This window comes from Kitasatospora sp. NPDC029367, from assembly GCF_055569135.1.
Map to the genome: position 1 here is coordinate 1 of NZ_JBVHYH010000087.1, position 15141 is coordinate 15141.

The following is a 15141-nucleotide window of genomic DNA, read 5'->3' on the forward strand; positions in this document are numbered from 1 at the left end:
AGAGGGGGGCGGGTCCCTCTTCCCTTCCCTTCCTCTCCCCTTTTTCTTCTCCCCCCCCCCCCCCCCCCCCCCCCCCCCCCCCCCCCCCCCCGCGGTGACGCCACGAGGCTGGCAGGGCGCTCCAACAGCGGCTCAACAGCCGGCCAACCGTTCACCGTTGCGGGAAGGACGGTGACACCGCTCGACGGCGACCGGGTCGCGTTGTTCGTCCGCCCCGCACGCGCCGCCCGGACCGCACCCGACGGCGCCTTCGCCGTCCTCGGACTCCCGCGCCCGCGCCCGCGCTTCCCGGTCGGAGCGCTAGCCGATCGCGATGACGGGACGGTCCGCGGGGTCGATCCAGTGCAGCGTCCGGGTCAGGAAGGCGGCGGGGACGGCGACGCAGCCGGCGGTGGCGTCGGCTCGGGGGCCGAGGTCATGGAGGAAGATCCCGGCGCCGCGGCCCTTGACGACGGGAGAGGTGTTGAAGTCGATCACCAGGGCGTTGTCGTACTGGACGGGGTAGTTGATGAGGTGTTCGCTGCCGAGGGGGCCTTGCTCGGTGAGGTGGAAGCCGCCCTGGGTGTCGGTGCGCATGCGGTTGTAGTAGGCGGAGGAGGGGTCCTGGACCCACCAGTCGTGGGTGGTGACGTGGTGGTAGGGCAGTTTCGTGCCCGGGTCCGGGGAGATGCCGAAGGCCTGGGTGATGGTGTACGTGCCGGTCGGTGTGGTGCCGGTTCCCTGGACACGGGTGGGGCCGTCGTGGACACCGCCGGACCCGATGCGTGCGTCGGTGGTGGAGTCGAGGGCCTGCCAGAGGCCGTCCTGTCGGCTCCAGAGGGTCACGGTGGCGCGGGTGCCGTCGGCCTTGACCGTGATCACCTGGTCGGCCGGGCCGGCTGTCACCGGTACGGGGAACGGGCCGTCGCCGGTCGATGCCTTCGGGGTGGGGCTCGCGCCGGTTGCCGTGACGGCGACGCCGAGTGCGAGGGCCACGCTCGCACAGCGGTGTGCCGAGCCGCGACGGTGGGAGGACGGTGTCCGGGAGACGGCCATGGACGGGTGCTTTCCGGTACGGAGGACACGGGCAAGGTGACGCGGGGGCCGTGGTGGGCGGCGCCCCACGTTCCACACCTGCTATCGGGCGGTGCTGCGATCGGCCGCCCCGCGCCGGGGACCGTCGACCACGCCAGGGGCCATGATCGCCTTGCCGGGGCGGCCGTGCCGGTACCGACACCGCCGGGCCTTGTGGACACGGACCGGGGCGGCTCCCGGTCCCCCTGAACGGACGACGCCGTGTACCTGCCCCGTTCGCAGCCGCTCCCGCCTTGCACCGACTTCGTCGGCCTGAGCAGCGGCACCGCCCGCGACGCCCCCGGGACCGTAGCCGCTCCCCCGCTCGCCGAGGCCGGCCCGGACAACGCAGCAGCACCAACTTCCTTGTGGTGCGGCGGGCTCGGCCGCAAGCAGCCAGGCTCCCCGGCCCGCCCGGGCCGGACCGGGCACGGGTGGGCCGGGGGTGTCGGCGGCGGGCTCGCAGAAGGGCGTGCCGACACATCACACGGGAGCGAGGCCACGAAACGCCCTTGCCACAAAGGGTGTGCTCCGGCGGCCAGTGCACCACTCTGACGCGATGAACGACACCCGGGCGGTGATCGACTTCCTGCGCGACAAGTACCGCCACACCATCAAGACCAGCGAGACCATCCACAGAGGTAGTCACCGGCCGCATCCCCGCCTTGGGCGGCGACCGGCGCAAGCACGCCAGCTTCACCCTGCGGACCATCCACGAGGCCCAGTCGATGCTGGAGCTGTTCGAAACCACCATCGTGGCCCACCTCATGGCTTCGTTCACTTCAACCGGTTCTGGCTCACTTTCCGTGGAGGGTTGACTGACCGTAATGTCATGTGCTCGCGACGCCGGCCGGCATGACCAGCAAGGAGGGCTGCTTTGAGCCAGTACTACGACGTAGGCGACGAGACCGTGTGGAGCCCGTCCAACGGGGCCTCCCTGCTGTTCATGAGCCAGGTGGGCGTCTACCAGGAGGAACTGGGGCTGTCGTCCGGCATCGGACCCATGCAGGCTGACGAGTGTCAGATCGACCCCGTCGTGTTCAAGGAGTTCGTCGACGCCCTGCTCGCCTGGCACCGGAGAACGACTCACGCAGTCATGGTTGCCCTCTCCGAGGGCTTCGTCACCACGGTGCTGGTCCTGGCGGAAAGGGCAGGCATCGAGGTGAACTGGCAGTCAGCAGGCCCCGCCGAGGACGGCGGCCTCAAGGATGTTCAGGTGCCGGCGGCCCCGGTTTCCTCCGAGGCGGCCTGGGCGGCCGCCCTTCAGCACAAGGCACGCGAGCTGGGCCGATTCATGGCGGCCTGAGCCTGGTCTACCTCGCGAAGTGCAGGTGCGCCAGCAGAGCGCGATGTCCTATGAGTAGAGCAGGACGCGCTTGCGAAGGAGTTGGGAGCCGGCGCGGCCGAACATCTGGCGCTTGAGCATCTTGATCCGGTTGATGTGCCCTTCGATGACGCCGGAGTTCCAGGGCAGGGTGAGGCCGGCGATCACGGCCTCCCGGTCACGGTCGATGCCGGCGGCGAGGGCGTGGAGGCTGGGAAGGTCGCCCTGGCGAACGGCGTCGAGCCACTCCGGGAGCCGCTCGCCCTGGCGCTCGGCGGGCATGACGGCGAAGGAACGGACGTGCTGGGTCAGGGCGTCGAGCTCGGGCCAGTGGGCCGGGACGGTCTTGAGCCGGGCCCGACCATCCCCCGCACCCCGGGCAACTGTGCCCCGCCACCGAGGACTTGACCCTCACGTTCACCGACTCGACGTCCGCGTCCCGGCCTGGGTCTGTGCTCGACCTGCCGGCAAAGCACCCCGGCCGCCCCTTCACCCGCTGCGAACACCTCCGCGACCAGCTCGCGAACCCGCCAGTGTTTTCGGCGGGCCGAACGGGAGCCACGCGGGCGGTGACCGTGAGCGCCACAATGGTCCGTTTGTGACGGAGATGGACAGGGGTGCAGGTCCATGATCGACGGTGAGAATGGGAGCCACCTGAGGGTGACGTGGGTGGGAGTGTCTGCAAGGAAGCCCCGGGGTTGGGCCGGAGATCGCCGCTGACCCGGCGGTCGTTGCGGACGCCCTGGTGATTTCGGACTGGGTTGCTCAAGAGCTCGGATTCGATCTCACCCGCGAACTGCGAGAGGTGTGTGGGTGGGCTGATCGCCAGGCGTTGGAGGAACTGGCACGAACAGACGGCGGCGAGGCGGCACGCACTGCTGTGCGAGTCCTCGACGGAGGTTCCTCCGCCGCTTGAGACACTGGCGACGACGGATGCAGTGATCACGCCGGCGGGCGTGATCACGCCTGCATCCCGGTCGGGATGGCTTACCGGTTCAAGGCGACCGCTTTCAGCGGTTGGTGCGTTCGGATTCGGGGACCCGGAAGCGGTAGGACTCGGTACCGGTCCGGATGAGCGTGCAGCGGAACGTGATCCGGTCAGCGATGGCCGCGCAGAGCCGGGGGTCACCGAATGTCTTGTCCCACTCGGCGAATGGCGAGTTCGTGGCAACCGCGGTCGCCTTGCGCTCCTCGCGCTCGGTGAAGATCTGGAACAGAAGCTTCGCGCCCTTCTTGTCGAGGATCAGGTAGCCGAACTCCTCGAGACATAGAAGGTCGACCTTGCTGTAACGGGCGATGACGGAGGACAACCGACGTCCGACCTTGGCTTCTGCAAGCTCGTTGACCAGCGCGGGCTGGGGCAGGTCCAGGAGGAACTGCTGGCAGGTAGCCCTGCTCGCGCCTGGCGGCCGCGGCCAGTTCCACGAACCGCTTACGGAAGGCCGCAAGCCGCAGGTCCCGGCAGGCCTCGTTGATCAGGCGTCCTCCGGGTCGTCGGGCAGCGGCATCCGCCTCGGCGGAACCTGCTCGGTAGTCGCCTCGTCGACCTGGTGTCGGCGTACGGCTTTGGCTCCCCGGCGACGTACGGGCATACGTCCCCGGTTGATGGGCCAGCTGCTTGTCCTGTGTGTACGAGATAACAAGATCCTCTCTGCGGTGGGGCCGCTGCCCCTGGGCCTGGCAGGATGCGTGAGTGCACGTACTCAGGATGGTGGCCTGCGTCGGCTTGTTGGTTGCTGCCGTGGGATGCGGCAGCTCGGAGGGTGCTGCCACAGCTCCGGCTGGAAGAGAACGAGTGGAGGCGACTGCTTCGATGGACCCGGGCTCGATCATTGTGCTGGTGGTCTTCATCGGTGGACCGGCGGATGGCCGGACCGAGCGTCTGCCGCTGTCTCAGGCAGCGGGCGAGGTCACGGTCTCCGGCGTGACCTACCGGTCCAACCCGGGGCCGCCTCCGGAGGTAAAGGACACTCAGGAGGGCTTGGCCCAGGTGATGCGCCCAGCGTGACGGACCGAGCGCCGAGCTTGGCGGTGAATCCTCAGGCCACCTCGGTCGAGCGCTCGATGGCCTTGAGACCGAACTGATGGACGGCGAAGTCTCGGTGCCTTCCGGGAAGGCATTCAGGGCCGCTGAGGGGCCGCTCGGATTTCCAGCTGACCGCAGGGCCACTGAGCTGGCGCGGAGAGCGGCTCGGCCCACGCCCGTGTGGGTGACGGCCGAGCCGCTCTCCGTGCCTGTGGTGATGCCCGGGCGCTGACCGCGGTGGCCGGCGCACCGCTCGAAGCGCCGCCGTGGTTGTCGCCCGGCGGCGGCGCGTGGAAGCCCGCCTGGCATGCTGGCCGCATGGATGCTGACGCTCTGACCCCGGTTCACCTCGACGAGGTGATGGACGGGTTGGCGATGAATTCCGCCCTGCCGGCTTCTATGGTTCGGCGGCTGTTCGCCTGGCGGAGGGGCATGGGGAAGGTGGCGAAGCGTCCGGACCTCACCGAGGACATGATCGCCGAGATCCTCGCGATCGACGACCACTGGCTCTGCACAGCCTGGCGCTCAACGACCGGCTGCCGGACCAGTTCCGTATCCGACTGGCCGCACATCGGGACGGGGCGGTGCGGGCCGCGCTCGTTGTCCACGCCGCGACCGCACCGAGGAAGATGCTGGAACAGCTCATCGACGATCCCGATCCACGGGTCCGTGAGTACCTGGCTCAGGGCCCCCACACACCGCCCGACCTCCGGGCCCGCCTCGCCGCCGACTCCGACCCCGCGATCCGTGCCGCGCTGGCGAAGCACTGGCCACAAGCACCGGAGGCGGTCCGCCGGATTCTGCTGACCGATCCCGAGGCCAAGGTCCGCGCTGCGGCCTGTTCGACCTACTACGCGCATCGGCCGCATCCGACACCGCCGTCGGACCTGCTGCCGGCGCTGTTGGCGGACCCGGTGACTCGGGCGGTCGCGGTCATTCACGCTGTTCTCGACGCGGACACCCTCCAGCGCCTCGCCGCGGATCCGGACAGCGAGGTTCGCGCCGAGCTCGCCCGGCATCCCGACCTGCCGCCGCCGGCCCGCGAGGCCCTTGCGGTCGATCCGGCCTTGAGCGTCCGCGTGAAGGTCTTCGCCCGGCCGGACACACCCGAGCACGTGCGGGCACAGATCCACGCCTCGGTCCACGAGCTGTCGCGCTCGACGGCTGATCCGGACCCTGACGCAGACGACGAAACGGTCCTGCAGTGGTTCCAGAACGAGTTCGCGCCCACGGAACTGCGGATCCTGCGGCTGCCCTGGGTGACGGCCGATCCGCTGCCGCACATCGACTCCCCCTATGTCAGCTTCCGAGCCTCCGCGGCCGCCAGCAAGGCCCTCCCCGCCAATGCGGTGGCCCGACTGCTCGACGACAAGGAGGAGATCGTCCGCCTCACCATGGCGCACACCGCCCCGCACCTGGTCGATCTCGCGACCGCCGAGAGCATCGAGCGCCGCTACCGGCCCGGGCGGGACAAGTTCACGTTCTGGTGGGACAAGGGGGAGGTTCTGACGTTCCCGCCGGCAGCCTTGCGCCGCTTCGCCACCGACCCTGAGCCCCGACTCCGCTCCTTCGCACCCCGCGATCCGGATCTGCCCTCGGAACTCGCCGAGAAGCTGGCCGCCGACCCCGAAGACCGCGTCCGCCACGCGGTCGCGCCCCACCGCAACCTCCCGCTCCAATCCCTGCTCCGCCTCCTCGCTGACTCCTCGGAGCACGTCGCAGAAGCCGCCGGCGCATCACCGTTCCTTCCGGGCGAGCACATGGAGTGGCTGCTGAACCGGGCGGGTCTGTAGCCGCTCACTCAGGAAGGGCTGGGCCCCACGGCCCAGCCCTCTTGGCACATCCAGGGTGAGGCCCCGGCCGCGAGCACGCGAACGGCCCCTCCTGCCCGGAGGCCGGAGGAGGGCCGGCTGCTGCCGTTGGCGCCCCGGCTGCCCGCCTGTGCGTCCGTTGGCGGTCCGCGCGCCATCGCGGGACGCTGGAACTGCGGCCCTGTGCCGCGACGATTCCAGCCGGACGGGCGGCCGTTGAACCGGCGGCCGTTCGGGCGTGCGCGGGCTCCACCGTACGGTCCGGGCCGGCACGGCCCCGAAGGGGCAGCTGCCGCGGGAGGCCCGGCGCCACGTGCGGACCCGCGCGAAGGCCGGCCCCGGACGATGCTGCGCGCGGACGCCACGGCCGCCGACACGCACTGCCGCGCGCGTAGAGGGGCTACCGTCATGCCCGACAGCGACCTGCTCAGCCTGCTGATCGCGGAAACCGGGGATCTGCGGCCCGGCCCGGACACCACGCCCGCCGAGCTGACGGACCTGCGGCGCGCCCTGCTCGCCGGCGCGCCCGGCGGCCCGTCTCCGTCCTCCCGCACCGCTCCGACCGTGGACGAGGCCCTGCGCGCCGAACTGGACTACCTGATCGCGCAGCACGCCTCGGCGCCCCGGCCGCCCGGTCCCGCACCCCGCCTGATCCGCCGCGAAGGCCTCCCCGCGGGCTTGGACCCGTCCGCGCCGGACCGGGCGGTGGCCCAGCAGGTGGCGCGTACCTTCGGCCCGTTCCTCGACCGCGCCGACCGCCGGGTCTGGTTCGACCTGTTCCAGTCGCACTCCTGGCTGACCGTCCACCGGGGTCCGGCCGGCCCGCCGATCCTCGCGCTGCCGCCGGCGAGCCAGGGGACGCCCGGCCCGGGGCACGTCGAGTTGCCGGGCGGCACGGTCTGGATCGCCGTCACCCAGCTCGTCGGCTCGGCCCCGGGCGACGGCTGGGTGGGCCTGCGGGTCAGGAGCGGCACCCTCGACGTCGACGCCGCGCCGCAGCTCGTCGACGGGCAGCTGACGGTGCCGGCCGGCGCGGACCTGCGGCTGAACGTCGTCCTCGATCCCCCGGCCGGGCCCGGACCGGGCGCCGGACCGCTCACCGGACCGGGCGCCGAGGCCGCGGACACCACGGCGGGCTTCCCCGTGACCGCGCTCTTCCTGCTCCAGCCGTCCGCCGGGTCCGTCAGCATCCCCAATGCCTCCCTGACGGTCTACGGCAGCTCGTTCACCTTGCGGCCGGACCCGGGCCCGCCCGCCTACGACCAGGACTCCAGCCGGTTACTGATCCCGTTCACCCCCACGCCCGACCGGCTCGCCATTGCCCGGACCAGGGCCGATCTGTTCACTCCGTCCGGCACGGCGGCGCTCGCCCGCGCGGCCTGGGCACTACCGGTGGTCGGTTCGATCCTCGACGGACTCGGCGAGGCGGACGGCACCGGCAAGCTGCTGCTCTCCGTGAAGGACGGTCTGACCGCGAGCTGGCCGGGCCTGGACGGGGGGCCGGCCGTCCTCGGCCCCGTCGACGTGCTGACCGACGGGCGGACGCTGTCCCTCGCCTGCCCACGGGCCACCGCCCGCCGGGCCCGCCAGGAGTTCCGGCTCTGGCGGCAGTCCGAGCCCGACGTCCGCTCCTCGGTCGCGATCGGCTTCCCCCAGCAGTTCCCCCTGTACTACGGGAGTGTGCTCCCCGCCGAAGACGCGCTGGTGACCACGGCCACCGTCCGTACCCGGCTGGACCGGCCGCGCACCGCCGCCGGCGAACGCATCGACACTCCGATGATGGGAATGTGCTTCCTGGACCAACAGCCCGGCAAAACCGAGCTCGAGCTCGCCGCAGTGCCCGCCGGACCCCAGGCCACGGGACCCCAGGCCACGGGACCTCAGGCCGCAGGCCGGATGGCGCTGTCCCTGGCGAACGTGCTGCTGTCCACCACCCCGCCGTCCCGCCTGACCGTCGCCGGACCGCTGGCGGCACCCGACCGGCTGGACTCCGGCGCACTCACGCTGGACTTCGGGCTGCTCCACGTCCTGCCCATGCTCCCCGACCCCTACACCGCGAACTTCACCGTCCTCACCGATCGTGAACCGCCTGCCGAAGCGGTGACGGTGCAGGCCAAGGTCGCCTGGCCCGACCCGGCCACCCCCGACCTGACGATCGGCCTCAGCACCCAGGACGCGTTGCCGTCCGACCTGCTCCCGCCACCGGGACCGGTGTTCGGCTTCCGCCCCGCCGAGCATCCTGCCCAGCCCGCCGCGCCCGCGCAGCAGGCACTGGACTGGCTCCTCGCCGTCTTCGACGAGCTCGGCCAGACCACCGGCCTGACCCTGCTCGACCTCTCCTCGAACTCCGACCAACTGGGCGTCAGCATCCCGCTGAGCGCCGCCGCCCGGCTCCCGGTCACGGTCAAGGACCTGATGCTCAACACCTCCGCCGGCAACGCCCGGATCTTCCTGCTGCCCCAGTTCCACTGGGAGACGGTGCACAACCTGTACAGCCCCATGACCGGCGACGCCGACGGGCCGCTGCACTCCGGCGACGACGGCCTCCCCGCCCTGGTCCTGGCCGACTCCGTCACGCTCGTCCCGCTCGCACCGGTCCCGCTGGCCGAGGAGGTCGTCCGCGGCTACCGGCAGGACGCGGCCGGCGTGAGCGCGCTGTTCACCCTGCCCTTCGGCCTGATCGCCCTGGCCGAACTCGATCCACACGACCGCCGGTACCGCAAGCCGCCCGAACTCGACCTGCAGAGCCCCGATTTCGCCGCACCGAGCGGCCATCCGGCCGACCGGATGACCGGGGCGCGCCAGCTGAGCCTGCGGGCCGGAGTGCGCACCGGCACCGACGACCCTTCCGCACCCCCGGTCCCCCTGCTCGGCGGCGCCACCAAGCAACTGGAGAACCTCACACCCGGGTCGCCGCTCACCTCCGTCCTCGGCCTGCTCGCCAGCGACTTCAACCCGCTCTTCCGGACCGAGGTGCCACTGAACCGGATCGAACTCGGCGGCTACGGCGCCAACGTGTTCAGCCGCTGGGTGAACGACTCCACGTCCGCCGTGACGATCACCCAGGTCGCCTTCGACGCCTTCCACGGCCGGACAGCCTTCGAACGCGTCCAGTTCACCACCATCCTCTGGCCCTGTCAGGCGACGCTGGTGCGCACCATCACCCTCGAACGCCATGGCAACGCGGCCGTGGTCCGCTTCGACAGCGGCTGGCTGGCCAGCACACCCGGGCTCTTCCACCACCCGAAGGCCCCCGACGTCACCTTCCACCCGGGCGTCGTACGAGGCCTGTTCGACATCCGCGAGATCCGGGACACCTCCCTGTACGTGGACCTCGACGGTGCCGCCGGGTCGCCCGGTCCCACGCTCCAGGCGGTCTACTTCGACGCCGACGTCGAGATCGACGGTCTCACGGCCGGGGGCGCGAACGGCCGGGTCCCGGCCCACCGCCACCTGGGCTTCGTCCAGCGGATCCCGCTCGCCGCGCAGGTCACCAGCGGGGGCGTCGGCGCGCTGACGCCCGGCCAGCTCCAGCAGTTGTTCGCCCTGCAGGGACCGCTCGGCGGGCCGGTGGACTGCACCATCCGGATCGGTGACTCCCCGCACCTGATGCGCGTCACCGGAGTCCACGCCGACAGCGCCGACCAGACCTCCGGGCAGTTCGCCGTCGCCGTCCACGGCGCGCCCGCGCTCCCCGCGCCCGGCCAGTGGAGCGTGGTGCGGGTCGAACCGGACCAGACCGTCACCCCGGTGGACGCCCAGCGGGGCGTGCCACTGATCCGCCGGGGCGAGGCGACGGCCACCGGAGCCAACCCGAACGGCTTCCGGTTCGCCGACCCCGCGCACCTCTTCGACGACCACCCGGACGACTACTACGCCCTGTTGTTCGCGAGCGAGACCCAGCGGATCCTCTACCCACGGCCGAAGATCGACGCCGGAAAGGCGGAGATCACCAGCGTCGACACGCCCCGGCTGGCCAATCCGTACGCCCTGCTGCGCGCCGGTGGGCTCTTCCCCCCGCCGACGACGGATGCCATCCCCTTCGACGCGAGCGACCCGCCGCAGGCGTTCCCGCTCACCCTGGACGCCGGACAGCTGCGATTCGCCGGGGGCACGGTCGCCTTCCCCGCGGCGGTGGACCAGTTGCTGGTGAACGCCGGCTCGTGGACGGCGCGCACGCAGTACGCCTCGTCCAAGGTGCTGGTCGAGTCCGACAAGGACTGGCGGATCGTGCAGCAGCAGGTCGAACAGCACCTGCGGTTCGAGCCGCTCGGCGAGATCCTCACCATCGTCCACGACATCGACTCGCCGACCGCCGGCCCGACGGACTTCCCCACCCCCGCGGTCGAGCTGGCCGGCCCGCTGCAGCCGGTGGCCGAGGTGATGAACCTGCTCAACAGCCTGGTGCCCAGCGGCGGAACACCGGGCCTGCCCGGCCCGCTGCAGGTCTCGCTCACCCGCGACGGCACCGCCGTACGCCTCAGCGCCGTCGCCGACTTCGCGGTGGCCCAACCGGACGGGCAGCCGGTCGAGTGCGGGTTCGGCAAGCTGCTCGGCCACCTCAAGGTCGGCGCCGACATCGCCGCCGACCTTTTGGCCGCGAAGAGCGGAGGATCGGTCTTCCTGGAGATCACCGGCAGCTACCAGCAGCTGATCTTCCCCGAAATCTACGGCGGCGGGCTGCTGCGCTTCAAGATCGGCGCGGACCAGAGCGGCGCCACCACCGTCGAGTTGGACGCCTGCGCGGCCGGCTCGGTCGGCGGCACGCTCATCCCCGGCCTGATCGACCTCGAAGCCGGCGTCAAGTACGGCTACTTCATCGGACGGGCCGGCGACCGCTTCCAGCCGGGCATCGTGCTCGGCATGGACGGCCGCGCCACGCTGCTGTCCGGGCTGCTCGGGTTCAGCTTCTCCGTGGACGGCCACCTCGACGTCGACCGCGCCGACGTCCAGAGGATCTCGGTCAGGCTGCACGGCGACATCCTGGTCGCCGGCACCGTCACCGCGGCGTGGTTGGTGAAGGCCCGCAAGTCCTTCCACACCGCCTTCGACGTCAGGGTCGACTGGCAACTCGTCGCGGGCGCCGCCAAGGCCGGGCTGATCCCCGTGCCCTGAGACCAGCTGCCCTTCGTGCGCCGAGACCGCCCGCCCCGTGCCGCCCCATCGTGGAGGTGCCCCGATGCCCATCAACAGCGCACCGCTCAACATCCTGCTGCTGCCCGGGCGTTGGCAGCCGCCCACCCTGACCCTGACCCTGCTCGTCCTGCCCCAGGGCGACCCGCGAACGGCCCTGCCCGGCACCGGCACCGCGTTCGCCGACGCCGACCTCGCCTTCGACGCGATGTTCGTGCCCACCCTCACCGACCTGCCGACCCCCGCGGGCACCCACCGCACCGCGCTCGCCACCACCCGGCCCGCACGCCGCCGCGCCTTCTTCGACGAACTGGCCACGCTCTTCCGGATCCGCCCCTCAGGCCTGCCGCCCGAGGGCCCGCCCTCCGCCGTCCGCAAGTTCCTCCCGCCCAGCTTCCGCGCCGCGAACGGCTGCACCACGCCGCATTCGCGCTTCCTGGTCACCGACCGCTCCTACGACTGCGTGCTCAAGGAGACCAAGCCCCACGTCCCACCGCCCGACCAGCCCGACGCCCGCCTCGAATGGGAGGAGGTGCTCACCTTCGTCCTGCGCCAGCCCCAACTCGCCCGCGAGCTCGGTCTGCTGTACGACACGACACTCACCTCGGGCACGGTCGACCCGGTCGACCAGGGCGGCTACCTCTTCGCCGACCTGGCCGCGGGCAGCGCCTTCCGGGCCGAGGCGAACACGAATCCGGCCCTGCTCGCACGCTACGCCGCCCGGATCCCGCCGCTGACCACCGCGCGTGCGGTCTTCGCGGCCGTGCTCTTCCCGGTCACCGGCACCGGCGACTTCGACCAGGTCTTCGTCGAGGCCGACGCCTACGACCACGGCTTCGCGCGCGTGGTGCACGGAGCGCAGTCGCGCAGCGCCGCACAGGTCGAGCACGACCTCGAACCGCCCGCAGGAGCGCTGCCGCCGGTCAAGGACACCGGCATCCGGCTCGGCTGGGACGACGACCAGGTGACCGTCTGGCTCAACCGCCAGCTCGGCATCAACGCCCACGACACCCAGCCCTCGCCCGACTCACCGCTGGGCGTCGCCGGGTACCGCGTGGACGTCCGCGAGGACGGCGCCCCCGGCGCGCCCTGGCACTCACTGACCCACGTCGCCGGCGACCTCGCGCTCGGCCCGCTCGGGTTCGGCCACTTCGACGGCGAACTGGCCGTCGAGACGACGCCCGTCAACCACGACCTGCAGGCGGAAGGCGACTTCTGGCTGCCGGCCTACTTCACCGCCTGGCGGGGCGGGTCGCTGGTGCTGGCCGATCCGAGTGCCGTCGAGGTCTCGGGGCGCAAGCACCCCAGCGCCGACACGGTCTACCGAGCGGTGGACGCCGACGCCGTACCGCTGCGCTACGGACACACCTACCAGTTCCGCGTCCGGCTGACCGACCTGGCCGGCGGCGGTCCGCTCGTCACCGACCAGCACGACCCGAGCGCGCCCGCGCCGGTCGCCACCGTCCCGTTCCGCCGGTTCGTCCCGCCGCGAGCCGTCCGGGTCGACCACGGCGGCGGCGTCGGGACGGACGGCCGCAGCGCCGCCTACACCGTCCACCGGCCGCTGCTCGGCTACCCCGACCTGGTGTACACCGGCTTCCCGAACGCCATGGACGCGCTGCTCGCCGACCTGCCCGCGGCCCGGAGCGAGAACCGCGAGGCCGCCCGGCCCGACCCGGACGTCACCCAGCTGCGCATCGACGTGTCGGTGCGCACGCTCCAGGGGGACCCGGCGACCGACTCCGACACCGCCCAGCCGTTCCGGCCGCTGTACACCGCGGTCAAGAACTTCCCTCCCACGCCCGACCAGCCGCTGACACTGCGCGCCGTCTTCGAGGACCTCCCCACCACCGACCGGCTCGCGGACCTCACCCTGACCGGCCCCACCCCCCTGCCCGACCCCGACCCGCTGCGCCTGCCGACGGCCCGCGACGTCCGCCTCGTCCTCACCGCCCTCGGCCGCGAGGACCAGGCGCTCGGCTACTGGGGCAGCGACCGCGCGCGCACCGGCGCGGCGCCCGTGAGCGTGTACCTGCGGGCACCGTCCGCCGACGAGCGGCAACTGCTGCAGTCCCCGCCCGTAGGGTCCCAGATCCAGGCCGTCTTCCTGCAGCCCGACCCGGAGGACAACCCCGCCTCCGCGGCGCAGCAGGCGGTCTCGGGGCAACGGGTCGACGCGCCGTCGGACCTGGTGGACCGGCTGGCCCACCAGCTCGGGCTCACCCGCTGCGCGCTCACGCTCTCGGCACCCGCCGGGCGCCGGCTGGTCCTCGGCGCGGCGGCCGGGCTGCGGCACACGCTCAGCCCGGAACGGGACGCGATCACCTTCGCGACCAGGACCGACCTCACCCGGCGCTGGCTGGTCTGCCTGCACCTGAGCCTGGAGCGGGACTGGAGCTGGGACGCGCTGCAGCCCGCGGCCTTCGAGGTACGGCGTGACGGCGTCCCCGTCGGCACCATCACGCTGCCGCGCACCGTGGCCCGCAGCGCCACGGGCCGGGCGGACGGGGCGGGCCCGGTCGCCCGCAGCGCCACAGGCCCGGCGGACGGGACAGGCCCGGCGGACGGGGACGGCGACCCGCAGGCGCGGGACCGCACCGAGCTTCTCTTCCTCGACGCCTACGACGACAAACCGCCCGTCGACAAGCCCCCGAGCGAGACCCGGCTGACCTACAGCCTGGTCCCCGCCTTCCGCCAGCCCCCGCCGGCCCAGCAGGACCCGGTCCAGCAATGGCCGCTACGGCTGCCGATCACCGCACCGCCCGGCCAGGTCCCCCGGCTGCGGTCCGCCGGCATCGCCGCCACCCCCTACCAGCGTGACCAGGACCGCTACACCGCGACCGGGGAGCGGCGGCGCCTGCTCTACCTCGAACTCGCCGAACCGCCGAAGGACCCGGCCGACCGCTACTTCGCCCGCGTCCTGGCCGGCGCCCCCGACCCGATGCTGCTGCGCGGGGCCCCGGAGCGGCCCGATCCCGCCGAACCGCCGCTCGACGTCGCCGAGCCCATCCGGGTGGTCACCCCGAGCAGCTCCGCCGACTGCGCCGGCCACTCGCTGATGCAGGAGCTGATCCCCGCCGAGGACGGCCTGCACTACCTGCTACCACTGCCCGAAGGCCTCGGCCCCGACGCGCCGGAGCTCTTCGGCTTCTACGTCTACGAGCTGAGGGTCGGTCACGACTGCTCGCGCTGGAGCACGGCAGCCGGGCGCTTCGGGCTTCCACTGCGGGTGGCCGGGGTGCAGCACCCGGCACCGCAGCTGCGCTGCACGGTCACCCGCACCGACGAGAAGGTCACCGTCACCGCCCTGCACGCGCCCTCGGTGGCCGACGGCACCGGAGTGCGCCCGTACCCGCCGGCCACCACGATCAGCGCGCTGCTCTACGCCCAGGTGCAGCAGGCCGACGGCCGGGACTGGCGCAACGTGCTGCTGGAATCCCGCCCGCGCCGCGGCGACCCTCCGGCCTGGAAGCACGAACCGTTCGATCCCCACGTCCCGTCGAGCGTGCTGTCCTTCCCGAACGCCGAGATCCTCGCCAAGCTCGGCTACCTCGGCCTGCCCCTGGACGCTTCGCTCAGCGTGCTGGCCGTGGAGGCCCTCCCGGAACCGGACGCGCCGGGCGGGCGGGGCGAACTGCCGCCGATGTCGGAGGGGTTGGGCAGCGTCCGGGTCCTGCGCACCTCGCCGCTCACCCCGGTACCGGCGATCTGCCCGCCGTCGGTCGTACCCAACGGACCCTCGCGAATCCGATTCAGGTAAGGCTTGCCTTGCCATCTGGCCGAGCCCGCCCCTA

Annotated in this window: 7 protein-coding genes and 2 pseudogenes; 5 read left to right on the forward strand and 4 right to left on the reverse strand. The window is 72.3% G+C overall.

Going from position 1 to position 15141, the window contains the following annotated elements; all coding sequences use genetic code 11:
• Positions 1-300 precede the first annotated feature (300 nt).
• On the reverse strand, positions 301-975 hold the full coding sequence (locus ACZ4W5_RS32980) for a L,D-transpeptidase family protein (protein ID WP_465658689.1): 675 nt from the start codon (positions 973-975) through the stop codon (positions 301-303).
• A 743-nt stretch (positions 976-1718) separates the two neighbouring features.
• On the opposite strand from ACZ4W5_RS32980, the gene ACZ4W5_RS32985 reads away from it, so the two are divergent.
• The gene (locus ACZ4W5_RS32985; RefSeq protein ID WP_465658690.1) at positions 1719-1871 is read left to right on the forward strand and encodes a hypothetical protein; all 153 of its coding nucleotides are present in this window, start codon (positions 1719-1721) and stop codon (positions 1869-1871) included.
• A 59-nt stretch (positions 1872-1930) separates the two neighbouring features.
• Positions 1931-2359, forward strand: a complete 429-nt coding sequence (locus ACZ4W5_RS32990) for a DUF6086 family protein (protein WP_465658692.1) — start codon at positions 1931-1933, stop codon at positions 2357-2359.
• Positions 2360-2407: 48 nt separating this feature from the next.
• Here the strand turns inward: ACZ4W5_RS32990 and ACZ4W5_RS32995 are convergent.
• The 3 genes and pseudogenes from ACZ4W5_RS32995 to ACZ4W5_RS33005 form a co-directional block, all read right to left on the reverse strand.
• A pseudogene (locus ACZ4W5_RS32995) lies at positions 2408-2710 on the reverse strand (transposase); the annotation flags it as partial.
• Positions 2711-3387: 677 nt separating this feature from the next.
• A pseudogene (locus ACZ4W5_RS33000) lies at positions 3388-3726 on the reverse strand (ATP-binding protein); the annotation flags it as partial.
• A 1021-nt stretch (positions 3727-4747) separates the two neighbouring features.
• Positions 4748-5011 carry a hypothetical protein gene (locus ACZ4W5_RS33005; RefSeq protein ID WP_465658693.1) on the reverse strand — a complete coding sequence of 88 codons (264 nt, stop codon included), beginning with the start codon at positions 5009-5011 and terminating at the stop codon, positions 4748-4750.
• A 21-nt stretch (positions 5012-5032) separates the two neighbouring features.
• Between ACZ4W5_RS33005 and ACZ4W5_RS33010 the strand changes: the two genes are divergently transcribed.
• The 3 genes from ACZ4W5_RS33010 (at position 5033) to ACZ4W5_RS33020 (ending at position 15107) form a co-directional block, all read left to right on the forward strand.
• Positions 5033-6196, forward strand: coding sequence for a hypothetical protein (locus ACZ4W5_RS33010; protein WP_465658694.1), 1164 nt, complete (start codon positions 5033-5035; stop codon positions 6194-6196).
• Positions 6197-6622: 426 nt separating this feature from the next.
• Positions 6623-11329, forward strand: a complete 4707-nt coding sequence (locus ACZ4W5_RS33015) for a hypothetical protein (protein WP_465658695.1) — start codon at positions 6623-6625, stop codon at positions 11327-11329.
• A 64-nt stretch (positions 11330-11393) separates the two neighbouring features.
• A complete protein-coding gene (locus ACZ4W5_RS33020; protein WP_465658697.1) occupies positions 11394-15107 on the forward strand; it encodes a hypothetical protein in 3714 nt (1237 codons plus the stop codon).
• The last annotated feature ends 34 nt before the right edge of the window (positions 15108-15141 follow it).

Excerpts from the sequence above, each read along its gene's own strand:
- ACZ4W5_RS33010 (WP_465658694.1), top strand. The coding sequence starts at position 5,033 with ATGCTGGAACAGCTCATCGACGATCCCGATCCACGGGTCCGTGAGTAC.
- ACZ4W5_RS33015 (WP_465658695.1), top strand. The coding sequence starts at position 6,623 with ATGCCCGACAGCGACCTGCTCAGCCTGCTGATCGCGGAAACCGGGGAT.
- ACZ4W5_RS33020 (WP_465658697.1), top strand. The coding sequence starts at position 11,394 with ATGCCCATCAACAGCGCACCGCTCAACATCCTGCTGCTGCCCGGGCGT.